Below are 20,957 nucleotides of genomic sequence, written 5' to 3'. Positions count from 1 at the left end.
CCCTCCACTCACTCCCCCGCGTGAACGGCCGGGACCGGGTGGCCGAGACTGCCCTCGTAGGGCGGTGACCGAAGAGGCAACGGGCAACGGGCAACGGGCAACGCTACCCGCGGGCTGTCGCGGCCTCCGCCCCCGCGGCGAGCCCCGGCGCGGGGCTCGCCAGCACCGGGACGGCGGTCCCGGCCCGTTCCCGGGCCGGCGCCATGGAGGCCTGGGCCAGGACGATCACGTCGGCATCGGTGACGGCGTCGGCGGCCTCGGCCACCACCCGCGCGAAGCCCTCGGTGTCACCGGCCTCGAACCGGGACCACGCGCCGTCGACCAGGAGGGCCCGCACCTCGACGGGGCGCCCGGCGCGCCGGGCCTCCTCCTCGACCAGTGCCACCGTCGGTTCGAGAGTGCTCCGCAGGGCACCGAGGACGACGACGCGCGAACCGGCGGCCACGGCCGCGGCGGCCATCGGCCGGTCGACCCGTAGCACCGGCACCCCCGCGTCACCGGCGGCCGACTCGGCGACGGCGCCGATGGTCGAACAGGTGCACAACACGGCCCTTGCGCCTTCGGCGGCAGCCCTGCGCAGCACCGCCCGCACGGCGTCCGTCACCGCCTGGGGCCCTTCCCGCCGCGCCCGGTCCAGCAGCCCGGCGTCGACGTGGTGCCGCAGCTCCAGCCCCGGGTGCGCCTCGTCACGCAGGGCGTCGAACACCGGAACGTGAACGGGTGAGGTGTGCAGCAGCGCCAACACGCGTGCCCCCTGATCGTCGTAGGGGCCGTGGGCCGCGCCCCGGGCGGTGGCGCACGGCCGGTCGATGCCCGCTCTTCCGTCGCGGGCCTCGGCTCAGAACCGCTCCGGATGCGCCTCGAGCCACTCCTTCGCCGCGCGCAGCAGCTCGGCGTCGACCGCGGGCGCGTCGTCCGGGTGACGCTCGGCCCACTTGACGACGTACGAGCACAACGGCGCGACGGCGACGCCCTCGCGCCGCGCGGCGGCGTACAGCTCACGGGTGAGGGAACCGGCGATGCCCTGGCCCTCGTGGGCCGGCTCGACGATGGTGTGCACCGGGACGAGGGCGCGCTCGGGGGCGTCCAGCACGAAGTACTCGATGCGGCCGACGACCTCGCCGGCGCCGACCGCCTCCAGCCGGCCCGCCGCCCGGTCGTCCCGGATCTCGATCCCGCCCACGGCCACGCTCCTCGTCCCCGGTCCGGTACGTCAGGCCGACACGGCCTGCGGACTGCGCTCCTGATCCGACCCCGGCACGGGCTCGGAGGGGTCGGCACCCAGGGCGACGATTCGGTTGTCGCCGTCCACGTGCACGACCCGCGGCCGCAGCGACCGCGCCTCGGCGTCGGTGACCTGAGCGTAACTGATGATGATCACCAGATCGCCGGGGTGGACGAGATGGGCGGCGGCCCCGTTGATCCCGATCACCCCGGACCCCCGCTTCCCCTCGATGACGTACGTCTCCAGCCGGGCACCGTTGGTGATGTCCACGATGTGCACGAGCTCACCGGGCAGCAGATCGGCGGCGTCGAGCAGATCGGCGTCGATGGTCACGGAGCCGACGTAGTGCAGGTCGGCCTGGGTGACGGTGGCACGGTGGATCTTGGACTTGAACAGAGTACGCAGCACTTTGGACTCCTGGAAGACGGCTCCCTGCCAGCTTTCTGCAGGTCAAGGGCGGTCTTCACTCTACACGGGCACTCGTCGAAGTCGACGATTGTGAGGAACATCGCTTCTCATTGGAATTAGGGCCCCCTGCCTGGGCTTCCGCGCCAACCAGGCTGTTGCGACGCCACCGACCAGGTGCCTTTAGACAGCCTTTTCAGGATGTTCGGGAACTAATGCTGACCAGATGCTGACTTATCTGACGCCGCATGAGACGCATGCGGGTCCCAGGATGACTCGCTGCCCGGGAGCACGCACTGCAGCCCGAAAGACTCGCGAGGAGCTCACACGGCCGGCGTCAGGCGCACGGCCTTCGCGTCGTACCAGTAGATTTCCGGAACCTTCAGTTCTACGACCGAGAAGCCCCCGCCGCTCTCGCGACCAGTGAGCCGTCTCGTTCCGTTGCCACGACGGGGCCGACCGAATGCTTAACCCACTCCCCAGTCATCACTATCAGCGCCAAGCGTCTCCTATGGCAAAGCAAGCTGGGCAGCGAGCTGGAAAAGGGTCAACAGTAGATCGCCCCGTCGGTACTACGATTGTGGCCGCCGACAGGACGCGGGTGTGTTGGTCGAGTCTCGGTGGGGCCAAGCGCAATCCTGGCCCCACCCGGTTGGTCAGACCTTGGCCTCAAGTACGCCCAGCGCTGTATGGAGCACCGGCTCCACGCGCAGGCGCGTCCCGTCCCGGTCGAACACCTGGAGGGCCTCCAGACGGACGACGGCCCCGCGTGCCTCCCTGGACGAGAGACCAGCCATCTCGGCCGCGGTGACGAGGTAGGCGTCGTCATGCCAGTCGGTACCGAGCTGCTCAACGACCCCGTCGTAGGCGGCCTTGAGGGTGTCGTTCTCCAGCAGCCCCACGGCGTCGACGAACTGTTCGGCGCCGCTGCTCTGCTCCAGCCACGACGTCAGGTCCGCCAGCACCTGCTCCTGGTCCGGTCTGCGATCACGCAGCTGCAACGCCTTGTCCAGCAGGTACGGCCAGCCACCGGTCGCCTCCGCCAGGCGCGTCAGCCGTTCCTCCGTCTCGCACAGGCTGTGGCGCTGCGTCCAGTCCTTCAGGCTGCGCAGGTCATGCCGTCGCAACACCACGATGGTGTCGTGGTCGGCGTCGGGACCGGTGAGGAGGCCAGACCAGAAGCCGAGCTGTTCCACACCCGACACGAGGACCACAGAGCGGGTCGCCTCAGCGGCCTCGGGCAGCACTGCCCTGGCCAGGTCGAAGGACTCCCGGCAGGACTTCTCGCTGCCCAGCGAGAGATCGCTGATGAGCAGTCGCCGCTCGCCCGCGCGGCCGGCGGCGAGCTCCTTGCGGAACGTCTTGGCGCTTCCGATCGCGGGCACGGACCAGCCCGCCACCCTGCCCGTCACCTCACGCAGGGTCCGTTCCACATCTACGATGCCGGTCGCCTGAGTACCGAGAACGACGCGAACTTGGTTGACGTATTCGCCCAGCAGGTAGTCGATCTGGTTGACGGTGAGGGGGGCCGACCTGCCGTCGTAGAGGTCCGGACGGCTCTCCAGGACAACGGTCTCCTCCAGCCGGGACTCCGTCTCCGCCCGCAGCAACCGCGCCTCAATCTCCTGCGCGGTACCGATCATGCGCAGCGCGTTGGGCCCCCGCAGATGCCAGCCCTGCCCGTCGTTGTTCGGCGCCAGGACACCGAGGCCGACCATCTCCTGCAGATAGGCACGGAAACCCTCGCTGTCCAGGTGCTCGAAGCCGCGGGGCCACCAACCGGCACATTCCTCCCGCAACTCCCTGTCACTGAGCCGGGTTTCAAGACCGTTGTCCCGGGCGTGCTGGGCAAGGACATTGGCGATGACGTGGTAGCGGTCGTCGAGGGCGAGGGTGTCCTTGAAAGCCGCGGTGATGTCCGAGCGCAGCGAGGTGTCCTCTTCCACCGCGTCGACATCGGACTCCTCGATCGTGTACGGAGGCGGCGCGAGTGGTGCGCGCGCACGCTTGTCCTGCATGACCTGCACCATCCTGCTGCCGAAGATCTGCAGCAGGAAGGGCTGGTACGAGCAGAAGCCGAGCACCCGGTTGACGAGGTCGACGTCGCCGAACTCGAAGCCGAGCGCACGCATCGGGTGAACGATCAGGTCGGCGGCGAACTGTGGGGAGAGCGGTCCGACGACCGTCGGGGTCTGCGCCAGGTGGCTGAACGGGCCGTTCCTGGCGAGGCGGGTGAAGCGCTGCACCGAGTGCAGACCGGCGAACACAACCTTGGCCCGGCCGCGCGAGTCCTCACCCAGACCGCGCAGCCGGCGGGTCTCCGTGCACTCGGGGACGTCTGCCTCGAAGAAGCGGTCGCACTCGTCGAGGAGGATGAGCAGCCGCCGGTCGGGATCCTGAGCGAGCCACCGGGCGATCCCGTCGGTGACCCGCTGCCATGATTCCTGTTGTGGGCCCCGGCGTCGGGGCTCCTCCAGGACTCCCTGCCTGATCAGCTCCTGGTCGAGGGTGGGCCAGATGGCCTCGGCACCGAGCGCGGTGCCCCGGCCGATGCCGATCTTGTCCAGGTTGAGGTAGAGCTGGCGGTAGGCCCCCGGCCGCTGTTCCTCGAAGCGGTCCCCCGCGTCGGCGAGCAGGGCCGACTTGCCGAGACCCCGGCCGCCGTAGAGGATCTGGGTCCCCGCCGGGTCGTGGATGCTCTTGCGCTCGCGGTCCCGTCCGTAGAACATCTCCCGGCCGATCTGGCCCCGCTTCTCCTTGATGTACGGGTTCACTGCGGAGAACGGCAGCAGCGTCTCGGTCGTGGCATCCACCCGCCGGTTGCCGTGCGCGATGAGGTAGGCCAGCGCGGCGTCGTCCACCACCATGATCGGCTTGGTGTCCTGGGAGGCGGCGGCCAGCTCATTACGGGTTCTGCTGTCCAGCGTCCCGAAGTGGACGACGAGCAGACTGCTCTCGTCGGGGTCCTGCAGAGCGCGGGTGATGAGCAGTTTGGCCGCAGGCCGGCCCCAGATCAGCAGGGCGCGGAGCTTGCCGCCGCGGTCCTTGATCTGCGATCCGAAGGCGGGCGCCCAGGCACGGCCGGTGACGTGCACGGGCGCGAGTTCGAAGAACCGGTAGTCCTTGCCGCGCGGCAGATCGTCCAGAGGCCGTGCGCGCCGGGCCTCGTATCCGAGGAGGGCCAGAGCCGGATTGAGGCTCTCGCGCGGATTGATGTTGATACGGTCCTTCGTCGCGGCGAGCGTGCTCCACAACTTCAGGGCCGCAGCGGCCCGTTCGGCCTCCTCCTCCGAGAGTCCTGCATAGTCCAGCACGGCGTGGTCGCCGAACCGGCCACGGGCGCGGACGGCCGCGATCAGCTCAGCATCGATGCCGCCCGGCAGCGAGTCCGGCACGGCGGGGAAGAACGCCTCCAGGTGCGAGTCCTCGGACCTGATCTCCGGTACCGGTTCGCCCAGTTCGAGGAAGTAGACGAGTTCGGCCGCGGTGGCCAGGCTGTCGGTGTCCAGATTGCGCAGGATTCGTTCGCGGTTCTCCGCGCTCACGTCCGTCAACGCGGCCAGGCGAGCGCGCAGCCGGTCGGCGGCTTCCTCGCGGTAGCGGGGCAGCAGTTCCTCGACTCGGTCGAGGTTGCGGCGGACCGCGGCCAGCTCGCCCGGCCGGTCGTGCTCCAGGTCTGCTCGGGCGTCCGCTAGCAGCTCCTGGAGGCTGACGTCCTGTTCGACGGTGAGTGCCTCGTCAGCCTGGGACCGGCGGAGCCGGGCGGCCAGTTGCCGCTGTTTCTCGGCGAGCGCCGCGCGGCGCTCCTCCTCGAACGCACTGAGGTGTGCGCGACGCTCCTCCGAGAGCGACAAGGTGTGGGCCGCAGGAAGGACGTCGAAGTCCGCGAGGTCCTTGATGGTGCGAATCACGCCGAATTCGTCACGGGCGAGCTGCTGCTCGATCGCGTCGTCCCAGGTACGGTCCACTGCCTTCAGCAAGCCGTGCAAGGTCGGCTTCTCGCCCGGCACGGCTGGCTCGGCCTTGTGGAGCTCGGCGTCCAGAACCATCTGAACGTCCTGCTCGGATCCCCTCTCGACCGGTCGACTGTTCGCATCCAGCCCGTCGAAGACCTCGGCAAACAGGTCCCGCGCCACGTAAGCGGTGGCTTTCGCCAGGACGGCGGAGCTGCGTTCGGCCGCGGTGAGGTCGTCGGCGACCCGTTCGCGCAGGCCGAGGAGGGAGAGGCGCAGGGATGCGACGGACTGGAACGCCCACACGTTCCCCTCCCCGCGTCCTGCTTCCAAGTCGCGCTTGACCGTACGCCACTGTCGAACGGCATCCCGGACGCGCTCGAGGCAGTGGCGGACGTTGTTGCGGCCCGACCCCTGGATGCCACGACCGCCCGGCCCGCGCAGCGCAGCGTCCATCTCGTCGATCGCCGCCTCGACCTGAGCTCGGCGGGCGAGGTTTTCCAGCAGCTCGTCGGCCAAGTGCTCGGCGTCCGGGGCCCCGGCCACGATGGCGGTCAGCACGCTGCCGAGCAGACCGGTCGGCGCCAGCCAGCGCTGCACCATGGCGCTGGCCCGTTGGAAGCGCATCCGAGGTACGGTGAGCAGAGCCTGGCAGGCGTCCACGGCCGCGCGCAGCTCGCCCTCGGTGTGGGAGACATCGGCGACAACGGCATGGGGCGGCGCGATGAGCAGTGCGCCCTGCAGTGCGCGTTCTGCCACCATGGTGGCCACCTCGTGCAGGGCATCGGGCAGTTGCGGGGTGAGAGCCCTCAGCTGCGCACCGACCACGGGCGCACCCGTCACTAGGGCTGCCCGGACCAGCGTGGGCAGCAGGAGCAGGGACAGCGCGTCGCTGTCGCTCTCCTTACGGGCCTCCCACTCGTGCAGCGCCTCCTCGATGACCTGAGCCGCTCGGCCGGTCCTGGAGTGCAGCAGTGTCGCCACGGCGGCCAGGCGCAGGACCGCGGCCTCGGTGTCCGGGCGGTCGGCGGCCTGCGAAAGGTGGGCGGCAAGCCCGAAGCGCTTCTCGGCGATGAGACGGGCGAGGACGGGTTCGATACCCTCCGTTCCCGTGCCGTCGGCTGTTTCCGTGGTCGTGTCGACGGCCGCGGTCGCTGCGGGGGCGGCGAAGACCCGCCGTTCCGGCGCGGGCTGCTGCTCGGCGGTGTCGGTGGACCGGGGAGGTCGCTCGGCCGGGACGGAATCGGCGGTGCTGTGGTCCTGCGTTTCAGGCATGCCGGTGTCAGCCTGCGCGGCGGTGGCCGTCTCCGGGGGTATGGCCCGTTCCGGCGCCTCGGGAACCTCGGCGGATTCCTCGCCCTGCGGGGCGGCGGCCGTGTCGGGGTGGGGGGTCCTGTACTCGCTCAGCGTGATCTGCTGGTACAGGACGGCGGCCACAGCGTACGGCGGATGTGCGACCGACAACTGCTGTTGGAGCTCGATGATCTCCTGCTGTGCGTCGGACCGGTCCTTCATGCCGGCGAGGCGCACCAGCAGCGTGAGAATGTGTGCGCACGCGTCGTCCTGTTCGTCCCACTCCTGCTTCGCGAGCAGTGCCTCCGCGCTCTGCCTGGCGTCCGCGATCACCGCGGCCACCGCACTGCCCGGAGGGCAGCCTAGGGCCGTCACCGTCTCCACCACGTGACGGGTCTCGGCGTTCCTCTCCTTCCGTTCAACGCGTGCACGAACCTCGTCGATCGACCTCAGGACATCGGTGAGGCGATCGGTGACGCCGGTGACGCCGAGTGCGGAGAGCACGCCCCGCACGTGGGAGAACGCCGGGGCGACCGTGGCGAGCGGCACCAAATCTGTGTCGGTGGGCGGGCACCCGTCCAGCAGGGCGGCGCGCACGCGGTCGGCGGCGCCTCGTGCCTCCTCGACGACGTGCTTGAGCTCCTCCTCGGCCGAGGCCAGATCGTCTAGGGAGCGCCCCTCACCAGGGGGCTGCTCTCCCTGCTGCGCTGAGGACTCGGCCAGTTCCGGAGCCGAGATGTGATCGGGCAGCCGGGGAGCCGGGACTGCAGCGGTCGGCTTTGGTTCCTGAACCGCCGCGTCTTCGTCCTGCGCGGTGAGGTGGTCGAACCCGGGAGTCGCGTCGACTACCTGCTGAGCGACCTTGAGTACCGCGGCCAGTGCCGCCTCGTCCGCCTCCATGCCGAACCAGTCGTGTTCCGCGGCCCATACGAGCAGTCGGGCGTCGTGTGCCGAAGCCTGGAGGTGGGAGAAGAGCGCCAGGCGGAGCAGGCACGCGCCCCAGCGATCCACGAGACCGGGGCTCGTGCCGGCGGCCCCGTGCTCAGCGACCTCTTGATCGATGTCGTTCATGATCCGGGCGGTGAGGTGGGACACGGCATGCCTGTGGTGGGTCGGCTCCACCCGTTGCAACCGCTTGAGCACCTGCTCGCTGAGCACGCGCCCGAATCGCCGCGGCTCGACCTTGCGGAAGCCGAGACCCCTCATGATGGCCTGCCGGTCCTTGGGCCCGAGGGAGTTCAGCGCGAGTTCCGTCTCGCCGACCGTGAGGTCGTCGAGGGCAGCGTCCAGGACCTGGCCGAGCCCGTCGAGCGTTACGGCGAGTTCCTTGAGCAGTCCAACCGGTGTGCCGTGCGGGGAGGACGGTGGTTTGGCGACCACGGCGTATCTGGCGGTCATTCAGTCCCGATCTCTTGTTTCCTGTGATGTGGGTGCGGGGGGTGTGGCGTGCGGCGCGCGCATGTCGGGCCGGTCCGGCCGGGGCGGGTCAGCGCCGGCGAGAGTGCTCCGTGACGAAGGTGTAGCCGGGTGGCAGTTCCCAGCCGTCCGCCTTTCCGACGTGGCGGCAGTGCTCGCGGTAGGCAGCGCGCTGTGCATCGGTCGGATTCGAGCCCGCGGGCAGCCTCCGCAGAAAACCGTGGACGAAGTGCTCCACGCCGTGGACCTGCGGCGGCGAGCCGGCACCCGAGCCCGGTCGTGGCACCACCACGAGGTTCGGCGCGTAACCGATCAGGGCGATGGGCGGCTCACCGTCGCGGGCAGGGTGGTGGGGCTCGCCGTCCGCACCGCGGCTGCCGATGGCCGGGTACAGGTGGTGTTCGGCGAGGAGCTCGTCAACGGCCTGCTCCAGCGCGGTGACTTGCTGGGGGGCGGGAGTTGTGTCGTAGACGCCTCGAGGGAGGGCGGCCCGGTCGAGGAGGGCATGTCCGTCGGGCGTGAGGCGGCCGAAGCGTCGTACGGTACGCAGGACGAGACGCCGGGTGTCGAGGCCGGCGGACGAGTCACCGTCCCTGTCACTACCCGGCGCTCCTTCCCGGGTGAGCACTCCCGGGTCGTAGCGGTGCGCGACGAGTTGCCCGTCGATGTCGACGGGGTGTTCCAGTCCGACGGTGTGGACCCGGAAGACGGTACCGCCGCACGGCCACTGGATGTACAGGCACAGCCCGGGGAAGAAATCGATGGGCCACTGGACGTTCCGGAGCATGCCGGTCTCATCGGTGAGATCCAGAAGCACCTCCTGGACCTCCTCGGACGCGTCGAGCTCGCCGCCGGGATGGCTAAGTTCCAGGCGTACGCGCACGGCGGCGGTATCCGTGCCGAGATATGCCAACCCGTCCCGGGCCCTAGGGCTCAACGGCAGTCGGTCCTCCATGAGGTGAGCGAGACGCAGCGGGGTCTGCCAGCAGACCTCGCTGTCGTTGATCCTCAGGTAGTTCGGCGGACCGATCCAGTCACCGTCCACGAGCGGGGTGTCCGCGGGTTCGGCATCGACGTACCGTTCGTCTTCCGGCTGTTCCTCTCGGGGGACGCTCTGTGCGTGCGGCACCGCGACAGGCCGGGGCGGCGCGGGTGGATGCACCGTGTCACGCCAGCCGCGTCCCGCTGGGCGCAGCGGATCACTGTCGTCCGCCTCCTCCGAGCCCGGGTGGTGGGACCGCCAGATGCCACCGTTCTGGAAGTCGTCGTCGAGGGTGATCCGTACGTCGCTCCCGGCGCGTATGCCGTTGTCCGTGTCTCCCCGGACGAAGTCCGCGACCGCCAGGTTGGCGCGGCACACCGAGACCGCGTATTCCACTCCGCTCAGCAGTGGTTCGGCACCGTCGACGCCGCGCAGCCACGCCCCGATCGCCGTGTACACGGTGCGGGAACCGTTCAGGCCGTGCCGTCGGTGGGTGGCAGGGGCCGCACTGCGTTCCAGGGAGCCGGCGAGGGCTCTCAGGTCGTCGCCGCCCAGCGGCCCGTCGTGGCCCAGGGCGGCCCCGATGCGGGTACGGGTCAGTGCGTAGTGGCCCCAGCTGCGCAGACTGTCGCTGGTGCGCAAGGCGTGATCGACGGTGTCCAGCAGCCCGCTGAGGGCGCTTTTCAGCCGCTCCTCCGTGCCACCCCCGGCCAGGTGAGCGACGGACGCGGGAACGAGGGGGCTCAACAGTGCTTCGCGCTGGTGGGTCAGCAGGTGCTGCACGAAGGCGGTGTAGTCATCGAGCCCGGCCTGCGGCGCCGAGCCGTAGCGGGCGTCGACGACGACGTGGCCGTCCTTGTTGAGCCACTTCTGGCGGGCCCGGAACCGCTGCAACTTCGCCTCGCTGAGCTGCAGCGCGGGGCCGAACGCCGTGAGATCAGGGACCAGTAGCTCCCGGCGCACTGGGTGCGGTGCCTCCGACAGCTCGCTCGGTCCTCGGACACCGGCCGGTGCCCCGGACACCCACGCGGGTACGTCGGCACCCTCGTCGACGCCGGGGTGGCGGCCCTCCTTGTAGACGATCTCCGCGTACAGCGGGTCGGATCCGGTTTCGATGCGCACGAGTGCCCCGACGGGCAGGGCCGGTACTTCGTCGCCCAGCGTCAGGGAAGGGAACGCGTCCAGGTCGAACGGACCGTTGCCGTGGCCTTCGTCACCGAATTCGTAGCCGAAATAGGCCGCGTTGAAGGCGACCGCGGTGTGCACCGGACACACGCGGTCTGCCACGACCGCCTCCAGGTAGCGACGCAACCGTTCCAGTTCCTCGGCGGGTGTGCTGCGGTGTCCGCCGGTCATCGCCGGAGTGAACACAGGCTCGCCGTCGAACGGTCGCCAGATGTCCGGTCCAGTGGTGATCATCGTAGTCACGCTCAGCCGTCCTTCCGTTCGAATCCGCTTCCCGCCCGGCTGGATCTCGTGTGTCGGACCGGGCGGACGGCTCGCCAGAGGCTGTCCGAGCCCTCGACCGCGGCTCCGGCCGCGGCCAGCCGTGTGAGGCTCGCGCCTACTGCCGCATAGGGCAGATCGGCGCGACCGCCGAAGTGGCGGCTTTCCCGGATCGCCTTCGGCAGGGGGATCATCTTTCGATTCCTCGGGTTGTAGGAGGATTCGTCGCCGCGCAGTGCGTGCCAGAGCCGGCGCGGGTGTGCGCCCTGCGGCTGGAGCTGCAGCAGCCGGTGGACCTGGAGGTCGACGCGCTGGTCGCGCAATGAGGTGTCGGCACCGCCTCCCTCGCGGGGGCGCGGGCTGTCGAAGGCCTGGGCGACGGCAGGGCGCCGCTCCTCCACGGGCCAGCGGCCGGTGTCCCAGCAGGCCGAGCAGCGGCAGCGGGCCGTGGTGCAGCACCCCTGGGGCAGGTCGCTGACGCCGAAGTAATCGGCGAAGACCCGTTGGGCGCAGACCATGCTCGCGTCGAAGAAGTTCCGGAGCCTGGCCAGTTCCTCGGCGGCTCGGCGCCCGCGTCGGCCGAGCAGCGGGAGGAACCCGTCGGGCAGGGTGCCGGTGCGGGTGATCAGACCGGTGACCAGGCGGCGGCTGGGTGCCGCTGAGACGTCCAGGAGCCCACGGTCGTGGAGGTCGGCGAGCAGTTCCCAGGTCGCCGACGGTCCATCGGCGACCGAGCGGTAGTCGGGGCACCGGGCGGCGAGTTCCCGGTCGAGAGCTCGGACGTCGACCTGTCGTGGGGTGTCCCAGGACAGGGCGGTGTCGATGACGGTCTGCTCCAGCCGCACGGACCTGGCCGCTTCCTCGTCGCGCTCCGCTGCAGTGGTAGGCGTCTTTCCTGCACCGTGTCCGGCCGGTCGGAGATCGCCGGGTTTGACCGCGCAGAACGGCGGGTGGTCGCCGAGGTCCTCGACGGCCCCTAGGTCGGCGAGCGCGCTGAACGCCCGCATGATGCCGCCCTGGTAGCGCTCCTGGGTGTGCCGGTCGTCCAGCTCGGCCTCGCTCAGCGCACCGCTCGCGGCGTCTTCGGCCATGAGCAGGTCGGCCAGCCGTACCGGATCGAGCGTGCCGTCCCGCTGGGCGAGGACAAGGCTGCCCATGCGCCGGAGCAGCGACGGGGGCAGTTCCTGGCCCGTCATGAATCGGACCATGCGCAGACCCCGGCTCGTCGCGAGGGCGAGACCGCTGTTGACGGGGCCGTCACCGGCCGTCCCCCGGCCCGCGCCGTCCCGCCCTGCCCGACCCAACTGCTGGTAGAGCGCGGCCAGGTCGGTAGGCGGCGACACACACATCACGGTGCGTACGTCGGGCCGGTTGACACCGAGCCCGAACGCGGAGGTGGCCACCACCACGACCGGGACGAAGCCGTCGTCGCCTTCCCGGGGCGCCTCCCGGAACTCCGTCATGACGGCCGCCTTCTCCGCCTCAGTCAGACGGCCGTGGAACCGCAGCACGCGGATGCCGGCGTCACCCACGTACTCGCGCAGGTGGGTGTAGAGGGTGTTGACCTCCTTGACGGTGAGGCAGTAGAGGATGGCGTGACCGTCGAGCGCGTCGACGACGCGCTCCACCAGCCCGGCCACACCTCCCTGTCCGAGCCGGTCGAGGGAGCGCCGGAAGACGGCGAGTTCGGGCCTGATCGGGTTCTCGCGCACCGTCAGGAGCCCGCCGACGACTCCGGGATGCTCTGCTTCGGCGGTCGCCTCGGCCGAAGCGGGCTCCGGGACCTCGGCGGGCAGACCGAACAGTCCTTCGCGCAGCGCCTCGTGGATGGCCCTGTTGGCGGTGGCGGTCACCGCGGTGACCGCCACCTCGTGGTCCCGGCGCAGCTCGTCCAGGAACCTGCTGACCCGGCGCATGCTGGGCCGGAAGTCTTCCCATTGCGGAAGGGTATGTGCCTCGTCCACGGCGATCCGGGTCACCCGGCCCGCCGCCGCGGCCGCGCGGACGGTCTCCCGGAAGCGCCGCTGGCACAGGCGCTCCGGGCTGACGTAGACCAGGCGGATACCGTGGTCGGCTCGACCGAGGAGCTGGTCCGTCACTTCTGTCTTGCCGGCCCTGCTGCTGGACTCGCGCAGCGGGGAGATGAGCGCGCGGACCGCGCCCCCGATGGATCGGTTCAGTTCGAGGGCCTGGTCGTGCATGAGAGCGACGAGCGGGCTGACGACCACGGTGACGCCGGGCAGGACCAGCGCGGGCAGCTGGAAGGTGAAGCTCTTGCCGAAGCCTGTGGGAAGCAGTCCGAGTACGTTGCGTCCCTCGGCCACGGCGGCGATGACGGCCTGCTGGGCCGGCTTGAGGGCCACGGGTTCGTCGACGAGCCGCAGCAATCCTCCGATGCGGGCGCAGCGGTCCTTGATCTCCTCCACAAGCAGGCCCTGTTCCCGCAGCTTCCGAGTCTCCTCGGTGGTCAGCGCCAGTTCGCGGATGCGCCTGGTGTGCGGTAGGAGGGTCTGTCGTTCGAGGGCTTCGTCGGTACACAGCTCCGCGGCCCGGGCGGGGTCCAGGAGGTTGTGGGCCGCCATGAACTCCCAGATGCGACGCCATCCTTCAGCCATGGTGGCGACGTTGCCGCCGCCGATGTCGCCGGTTTCCGGGTCGGGGCGCTGCAGCCCGTCATCGAGGCTGCCGAGGAAGGCACGCCGGTAGGAGCGGCGCAGGCTGCTTGCTCCCGCGAGTTTGCGGTCGCTGATGACGACGACGCCGCGGTGGCGGTCGGAGCGGATGAGCCGGCCCACCGCCTGACGCAGCTGGAGCGCGGCGAGCGGCAGGTAGTAGTGCTCGGTGGCGGCACCTTCCGGATCGGGGTGGCCGGCCTGCTCGGCGCGTTCGGCGACTGCCGCGCGCCGGGCCTCCACGATCGGAGCGGCGAACGGTGCGAAGGGCAGTTTGTTGATCCACACCAGACGCAGCCGCTCGGCGTCGGAGACGTCGACCCCCTGCCAGAGTCCCTTGGTGCCGACGAGGAACCCTCCGCCGTCTCGCCGGTCGGTGAAGGCCTGATAGGCCCTGCCGTTGCCGAGGGTGAGCGCCTCGACGACCGGGGGGTCGAGGGTGCGGGAGCGCAGCTCCCGCACGAGGTGGAAGCCGATGCCCGCGGCGGTCGAGCGGGCGGTCGTGAGAATCGCGCCGCCGCCGTCGAAGCCGTTGCCGTCGGCGCGTACACGTGTCATTTCGGTGGCGAATCCGGCGACCTGGTGGGCGACGGTCCGCAGGGCGCCCTCCTCCTGCTCTGCCCAGGAGGGGAAGTCGGAGAAGCACACGACCTCGGCCTGGCTACGCAGGGCGAACGGGGAAGGCAGGGCCAGCGTCGGCAGATCGTCGGGCAACCCGAGTCGGGTCCGCATGAAATCCCATTCCCCGGCGACACGCAGGGTCGCGGAGACGTAGTGGACACGGTCGAAGGACTCCAGGTAGCGCCGCCACTCCGGGGCTGCGGGCAGATCGACGGGACTGGTGGCGACACGGAAGCAATAGGACCGCAGCTCCGCCTTGGGTTCGTCCAGCTCCTCCAGATGTATGACGCGGGAAGGGGGAGCCTGGTCCAGGGTGAGGGCAGGGTCGAGAAAGGCGCGGATGTCGGCCGTGATCCGGTCGAGGGCCGTGGTGAGGGAGTCGGTGTGCTCCGCGAGGGCGGTCAGGCGCTCGCGTACCAGGGGATCGATTCCGGCAGCGTGCTGGACCACGTACCGCTCCAGCGTGATGCGACAGGACAAGAGCGCCTTGGCAATGCTCTCCAGCACCAGCGACAGACGCCGGGTATGCCGGGTGCCGGAGGTGCCGGCGTAGGGGCTGGCGAGCGTGGTCGCCCGGCTGCCGATGCGTACGCCCACGCCCTTGGCCTGGGCGTCGAAGGCCTGCGCCGCCAGCCGGGGAAGGCGTTCGTCATCGAGCAGCCGTTCGAGGTCGGCAATCGCTGCGGCGGCCTGCTCCTTGGCGGTGCCCGGGTGCGCGTCCGCGATCCATGCCTGGTACTCCGGCAGCAAGGCTTCCAGATCCTGGTGGTCGACGGTCACGGTCAGCGCCGACGTGGCGGCGTTCTCCAGCTCATGCGCCTCGTCGATCACGAGAAGCACCTCGGGTCCGACGGCACGCAGGTCGTCCAGGTGGGAGAGGACGAGCGCATGGTTGGCGAGGATGAGGCGATGGCTGTCGATCGACTCCCGGACGGTGTCGGTGTGCACGGTGAGCGGGTTGCCTGCGGCGGGGCCGTAGTCGCCGTCACGCTGGGACAGCGACTCCAGCCAGAGCGGCAGGCCGCGCCCGATGTAGTCGGTGAAGAAGGCGGGCAGGTCCACCGGGTCGACCGATCTGGCCGTCCAGGACTGCGGGGGCTCCTTGGCCGCGAGCAGGCGCAGTGCGAGGAAGACGGCGAGTTCGCGAAACCGGCTCCGTTGGGAGAAGCGGGCGCGGGCCGTGCCCGCGGAGCGGCGCCGACGCGGGGCCTCGGCGAGGGTCTTCGTCAGGGCTGCGAGGGAGAGCCGGTTGGACTTGCCCTTGACCAGGTCGGCGACCCCGAGGATGCCCGGCAGGGCCCGCTCCAGGTCCTGGATGTCCTTCGCCATCTGGCTCTGCAACTGTTTGGTGTATGTGGCGATGACAGCGGTACGGCTGTCGCCACCGGCGAGCCAGTCCAGCGCGGCGGCGAGCACTGCATAGCTCTTTCCGGTGCCGGTGGGTGCTTCCAGCAGACCGCTGACGCCACGGTCGGTCCAGTCGTGCAGTGTCGTCGTCATCGTCTGCTGGGCAGGCCGAGGTTCAACGCGGGAGCCGTGCACGACCTGGGCGAGAGCGGTCGGCTCGACCCTTCCGCCGGCGCCGCCCCGTAAGACGTCCGGCACGTCCACGGCGCCCTTGCCCGGTGCCCTTCCGCCAGGGGTTCGACGCGGCGTGTGCTGCCCAAACTCGGCACCCAACAGGCGGGCCACGTGCGCCTGCTCCCACACCCGCGGCTCTCGATCGTTGGCGGCCTCACCCTCGGCCAGTTCCCGCAGCAGCCGCCACGCGTCGGAGTCGGGGCAGACGTCGGCGATGAGATCGCGCAATTCGGCCGTCCTGCATGCGAACTCGGCGGCGGCCCGCTCTAGGAGGCGCACCAGCAAGACCGCGTCGCCGTCCGCAGTATGGGCGCGCAGATCCGAACGGGAGACGTCGAGCTGAAGCGCGAGGTCCTGAAGTCGGTGGGATGGGGCTGTCGGCCAAACGGCGTGCGCGAGGTACAGGGCGTCGACGGGGCGCACGGCGGAGAGCGGATCGCTGATACCGGCCTCTTTCGCCGCTTCACTTACGACGGGAAAGTCCAGTGTCGTGCCGTTAAAGGCGACCACGACATCGACGTCCGACAGGAAGTCACTCAGCTCCGTCCACGCCTGTTGCTGGGATAACCCCTGGCCAAGCACAGCGTCCCGCACGCTGCCGTTACGCAACTCCTCAGTGTCACCAGGGAACCTGAGGTACCGCCGCCAGCGGGGCGCCGCAGCGACCCATTCACGATCGGCGCCGAACCTGACCGCTGCCACCTCGTAGACGTGCCGCTCCAAGTAGGGAGCGGTCGCCGTCGTCCGTACGACGCTTTCGACGTCGAGCGCGACGGTCCGCAGCACGGACGTCTCGTCCAACCGTGCAGCAACAGCGGACTCAGCACCTGGCTGGCGCCGTTCAGACTCCACCTGTGCCGGGCGCACCAGTTCCTGCTGAGCAACAGGCAGGAGAAGGTCCCCCGAAGCGATCAACAGACCTCCGCGGACAGCCTCGGCGACCAGCTTCACTAACCGCTGCTCCGGCAGTGTGCCGAACTGCCTCTTGGCCTCGACGACCAGTTCCCGCTCAGAAATTCCGGACGAGAAGGCGCGGACCAGCTCTGCAACCTTCCGCGACGCCGCAGAAACCGTCTGCCCTTCGGGCATGTACACCCCCCTTGCACACGGCCCCGGCCCATGCTCGACCGCGCCGCTCCCTCGGCTCTCCCTCCCCTGGAGATCCGAGACGTGGCCTACATCATAGGTTTATTCGGAAGGTTACGTACCTTCAGCAGAAATATTCGTGGGCGTCAGACGGACAGTGCCAGGCGTGACGGTGTTCAGCTTCCACGAGCCGAACTGGCGCACAAGCGCACGTGATGGAAAACCGGCGTGCTCGCCCGTCCAGGACGCGGCCTGTTCCGCTGCCGCGGCCATCACACCTCCGCGCATTCCCCCGCCGTCTACTGACCCCGCTCGCGGCGTGCCTTCACTACGGACGGGTCCGTGCCCCCCTCCCCCACACACGACTTCGACAGCTGGGTGACGCCGAGGGATCCGGCGAGACCTTCCGGATCCAGCCGGAAGCCTTCCGACCCTTTCTTCGAGCTGCGTTACCGAGGTCCACCGTCGGGCCCCGGACTGGACATAGGTGTGGCAGCGGGATGCGGTGTTTGACCGTTACCGCAGCCCGGTTTCGCCGTGAGTCCACTACGGGGTATCGCTCGGCTGCCCTGCACATCCGCCGTACAAGGCAGCCACCACCGTGGACGGCTCCGAGTTGGAACCTGCTGGCTACACCGCATCCTCTCGTTGCAACCGCGCTAGAGGGGATGGCTGCGATGACCGCCTCTCAGGCGTTCTCGTCATGGATCCGCGCACCCAGGTCCTCCGCCCACTCCAGCGCCCACGCCTTGAGCTCCTCGATCTGCCGGGGGGTGAGCCCGTACGCGGTGTAGTCCTCGTCCTCGTACCAGTCCGCGCCGATCAGCCGGTCCCGGAGGTCTTCGAGGCTGAACTCGTCGTGGGCGCGACGGCGGCCCAGAGATTCGAGGTCGGCGGTGGAGCGGTGGCGGGAGGCAGCCTGGACGTCGATGAGGTCGCGGACGGTGCCGCGGTCGGCGAGGGCACGGACCTTGGTGCCGATCACGTCGTCGAGGGAAAGAACGGGGCCGTAGGGGGTCTGGGCAGGCGGAGCCCAGAACGCCTCCTTGAGGACGTCGACCTCGCACTCCTCGCCGGTGTCCGGATCGGTGACGAGGAACCGGCCGCTGAGCGGATCGGTCTGGACGTGCATAGTCCGCCATCCGCGCGCGCTGAGGCCTGCTGTGAGTGAGGCGACGATCTCCTGCATCGGAGCGGGGTTCTCGGTGGCGACGTCGAGGTCACGGCTGAAGCGTTCGACCAGGCCGTGGGCCTGCACGGCGTATCCGCCGGTAAGGACCAGAGGGTAGGGGGAGCCGAGGTCGAGGATGTCGGCGAGGAGACGCTCGTGGAGCGGAGTGAGCTTCACGCGGCGGTCGTGTCGGCTGGAGCGGTGCGGAGCAGCTCGGGGAAGGCGTCCTCCCAGACCTCGCGGATGTAGGGACTGATCAAGCGCCGTAGCACGGGCCACTGCTCGGTGAGCAGCCGGTGGTGGAGGAGGGCCACCAGGTCCTCACTCAGTCCTTCGGCGAGGACGGTCCGGTAGAGCGTCATGCGGGACTTCGGACGGTCCAGGCTGTAGCTCGTCCGCCCGGACCAGACGATGTGGAGCGGCAGGTCCACGCTGCCCTCGACGGGGCCGGCCAGCTCCTGCAAGCGCTCGGGCAGTCGGCTGCGGTAGCGGTCCCGCAGCACCTCGGCGCGGGGGGCGGTGATCGTCGTGTCCATGCATCCAGTATCGCTGCTGGGAGGCGGCGGCATGGCGGATACGGGGTCCCCTGCCGTACATACGGGTCGGGCGACCACCCGCCCTTCTCGGACATCTCACCCAGTGGGCGCTTAGCGTATCCTCGCCTACCCACGCAGGCCCCCATGTGGCGCGGCAACCGGCTGCCCTGCACGCCCGGACCAGCCCGCCTGCGGGCGCGGGTGATCATGACGCAGTAGGTCACGCGGAGGGCCGCATCAATGGAGTCGGCTTCGGTCTCGGTATCGGAAATGACGACGGTGCCGAAGCCGGGGCCCATGGCTCCAGCGCGTGCCGCGGACGAGCTGCCGAGTAACGCAGCAAACGTCCCAAGCGGGAGCCAGGCACCTGTGTCCAGGTCCCCCGTCATGGCGGCCACTTGGACAGCAAGCTGGGACGCTCCCGCGCCCGATGCTGACCTGAGTGGGGCCATCAAGCCCCTGACCTGTAAAAACACCCAAACGCTAGATCTTGGACTTGAACATGGTTCGGAACACGGAGGACTCCCGATTCGTCTGCTCCCTGCCTGCCTCTGCGGGTCAAGGGCGTTGTCAGGACAGTACATCCGGTCGGCGGGTCCGGTCAGCCGGCGTGGAGTGTTGGAGGTCTCACACTGATGCCTCCACCGTGCGGGCCACAGAGCAGCGTTCTGACCCTCGGGGGTCCTGGGCCGGCGGCGAGCCGACTCAGGGATAGAAGTGGGTCAGTGACTCCGCGACGCAGGCGGGTTTCCGCGACCCCTCCAGTTCGAAGGTGAAGGCGCGCGTCATCTGCACCCCGCCCCCGGCGACCTCCTTGACCTCGCCGACCGAGGCGTGCAGCCGGACGCGGTTGCCGACGGGGACGGGTGCCGGGTACCGGACGCGGTTGGTCCCGTAGTTGAGGGCCCGTCCCACGCCGGTCACCTGGAGCAGTTCGCCGAACATCGGGATGCCCCAGCTCAGGACCATGTAGCCGTGGGCGATGGTGCGCCCGTACGGGCCGTCCGCGGCGCGCGCCACGTCGGTGTGGATCCACTGGTGGTCCCCGGAGACGTGGGCGTAGGCGTCGATGAGCTCCTGGGTGACCTCCTTCCAGTCCGAGTGGCCGAGGTCGCGTCCGCCGAGGGCGAGGATCTCCGGGATGCCGTGCACGGTCAGGGGCATGGGCGTTACTCCGTTCTGTGTGTGCGGGGCGGTCAGGCGCTGAGCCGGGCGGTACGGGGCGCGGCGACGGTGGGGCCGGCGGCCTGCTCGTCGTGGTCGGGGCGCTTGAGCAGCAGGAGCATGCAGCCCAGGGTCAGCGCCACCTGGAAGACGGCGTAGGCGATGACCGCGGTGATGGAGCCGGTCCGGTTGAGCAGGAACTGGCCGATGATCGGCGTCGTACCGCCCAGCAGCGTGCCGCACAGCTGGTAGCAGAGCGAGATGCCGGTGTAGCGCAGGTGGGCGGGGAAGCGGCTCGCGAGCATGCCGGCGAGGGCCGCGTAGTAGAGGCAGTGCGGGATGGTGGCGACGGAGACGCCGAGCATCGCGAGACCGTGGTTCTCGGTGGCGATCAGGACGAACATCAGGGGCATCAGGACCAGTTCGGGCACCAGCATCACGAGCACGGCGCGGGACCAGCTCCGCATCCTCGTGGCGATGACCGCGCCGAAGGGCTGGACGATGATCTGGGTGACATTGGCGACCAGGATGATCGTGAGGAACGAGCTGCGGTCGAAGTCGAGCGAGCTGGTGGCCCAGGACAGGGCGAACGTCGACTTGAAGTAGGTCGCCGACAGACCGATGGTGCAGGCGCCGATGCCGAGCACGATCAGCATGGGGTGGCTGCGCAGGACCTCGGTGAGCGGAAGCCTGACGACTTCCTTCTTCTCGATGACCTTGGCCATGGCCGGGGACTCGGCGACCTTCAGGCGGACGAGCAGACCGACCATGACGAGAGCGGCGGAGGCGAGGAAGGGGACCCGCCAGCCCCAGGCGACGAAGGCGTCGTCGGGCAGTTGGCTGATGGCCAGGAAGCTCACGGTGGAGAGGGTGTTGCCGACGGGCGATCCCTGCTGGGCGAACGCCCCGTACAACACCGACTTGCCCTTGGGCGCGTGTTCGGAGGCGATGAGGACGGAGCCGCCCCACTCGCCGCCGAGGCCGATGCCCTGGATCATGCGGATGCAGACCAGCAGGATCGGGGCGGCGATGCCGATGGACGCGTAACCGGGGAGCAGGCCGATCGCCGTGGTGGAGACGCCCATCATCAGCAGGGTGATGACGAGGGTCTTCTTGCGGCCGAGGCGGTCGCCGTAGTGGCCGAAGACGATGCCGCCGATGGGGCGGGCGAGGAAGCCGACCCAGAAGGTGGCGAAGGCGACCAGGGTGCCCACCGCGCCGTCGAGCTCGGGGAAGAAGACCTTGTCGAAGACGAGTGCCGCCGCGGTGCCGTAGATGTAGAAGTCGAACCACTCGATGGTGGAGCCGATGAAGGCTCCGAACCCGGCGCGGTTGGCGGCTTTCGTCTTCTCGCGTGCGGTGGCGGTGGACGCACTCATAGGTGGCTCCCGTGAACATCGTTGATC

At 69.7% G+C, this 20,957-nt stretch carries 10 protein-coding genes; all 10 read right to left on the bottom strand.

What is annotated here, in order from left to right:
- Nucleotides 1–103: 103 nt before the first annotated feature.
- The 10 genes from SAM23877_RS31220 to SAM23877_RS31165 all read right to left on the bottom strand — a co-directional run bounded on the left by SAM23877_RS31220 (nt 104) and on the right by SAM23877_RS31165 (nt 20,930).
- Entirely contained in the window at nt 104–745 is a 642-nt protein-coding gene (locus SAM23877_RS31220) for an aspartate/glutamate racemase family protein (protein ID WP_053140338.1), read from the bottom strand.
- Nucleotides 746–838: 93 nt separating this feature from the next.
- On the bottom strand, nt 839–1,183 hold the full coding sequence (locus SAM23877_RS31215) for a GNAT family N-acetyltransferase (RefSeq protein WP_053140335.1): 345 nt from the start codon (nt 1,181–1,183) through the stop codon (nt 839–841).
- 30 nt (nt 1,184–1,213) lie between these two features.
- Nucleotides 1,214–1,633, bottom strand: coding sequence for an aspartate 1-decarboxylase (gene panD, locus SAM23877_RS31210; protein WP_053140331.1), 420 nt, complete (start codon nt 1,631–1,633; stop codon nt 1,214–1,216).
- A 653-nt stretch (nt 1,634–2,286) separates the two neighbouring features.
- Nucleotides 2,287–8,274, bottom strand: coding sequence for an ATP-binding protein (locus SAM23877_RS31205; protein ID WP_053140329.1), 5,988 nt, complete (start codon nt 8,272–8,274; stop codon nt 2,287–2,289).
- An 88-nt stretch (nt 8,275–8,362) separates the two neighbouring features.
- Complete coding sequence (locus SAM23877_RS31200; RefSeq protein WP_244903088.1) at nt 8,363–10,693, bottom strand: hypothetical protein; 2,331 nt, start codon at nt 10,691–10,693, stop codon at nt 8,363–8,365.
- Between the two features lie 11 nt (nt 10,694–10,704).
- Nucleotides 10,705–16,395: a DEAD/DEAH box helicase gene (locus tag SAM23877_RS31195; protein ID WP_159042028.1), complete on the bottom strand. Its 5,691-nt coding sequence runs from the start codon at nt 16,393–16,395 to the stop codon at nt 10,705–10,707.
- Between the two features lie 973 nt (nt 16,396–17,368).
- Nucleotides 17,369–18,028, bottom strand: coding sequence for a nucleotidyl transferase AbiEii/AbiGii toxin family protein (locus SAM23877_RS31180; protein ID WP_053140315.1), 660 nt, complete (start codon nt 18,026–18,028; stop codon nt 17,369–17,371).
- Nucleotides 18,025–18,387 carry a hypothetical protein gene (locus SAM23877_RS31175; RefSeq protein ID WP_053140312.1) on the bottom strand — a complete coding sequence of 121 codons (363 nt, stop codon included), beginning with the start codon at nt 18,385–18,387 and terminating at the stop codon, nt 18,025–18,027. Before SAM23877_RS31175 ends, SAM23877_RS31180 begins: the two co-directional genes overlap by 4 nt.
- A gap of 705 nt (nt 18,388–19,092) precedes the next feature.
- Nucleotides 19,093–19,551 (bottom strand): MaoC family dehydratase, encoded by a 459-nt coding sequence (locus tag SAM23877_RS31170; RefSeq protein ID WP_053140309.1) that lies wholly within the window; start codon nt 19,549–19,551, stop codon nt 19,093–19,095.
- 32 nt (nt 19,552–19,583) lie between these two features.
- A complete protein-coding gene (locus SAM23877_RS31165; RefSeq protein WP_053140306.1) occupies nt 19,584–20,930 on the bottom strand; it encodes an MFS transporter in 1,347 nt (448 codons plus the stop codon).
- Nucleotides 20,931–20,957 lie beyond the last annotated feature (27 nt).

Source organism: Streptomyces ambofaciens ATCC 23877, from assembly GCF_001267885.1.
GTDB classification, from domain to species: Bacteria; Actinomycetota; Actinomycetes; order Streptomycetales; family Streptomycetaceae; genus Streptomyces; species Streptomyces ambofaciens.
Note: the sequence above shows the minus strand (reverse complement) of the source record. Positions and strands in the feature narration are given on the sequence as shown.

Bases quoted from the DNA above. Each gene is read 5' to 3' on its own strand.
- SAM23877_RS31205 (WP_053140329.1), bottom strand. From the start codon at position 8,274: ATGACCGCCAGATACGCCGTGGTCGCCAAACCACCGTCCTCCCCGCAC.
- SAM23877_RS31200 (WP_244903088.1), bottom strand. From the start codon at position 10,693: ATGATCACCACTGGACCGGACATCTGGCGACCGTTCGACGGCGAGCCT.
- SAM23877_RS31175 (WP_053140312.1), bottom strand. From the start codon at position 18,387: ATGGACACGACGATCACCGCCCCCCGCGCCGAGGTGCTGCGGGACCGC.
- SAM23877_RS31170 (WP_053140309.1), bottom strand. From the start codon at position 19,551: ATGCCCCTGACCGTGCACGGCATCCCGGAGATCCTCGCCCTCGGCGGA.
- SAM23877_RS31165 (WP_053140306.1), bottom strand. From the start codon at position 20,930: ATGAGTGCGTCCACCGCCACCGCACGCGAGAAGACGAAAGCCGCCAAC.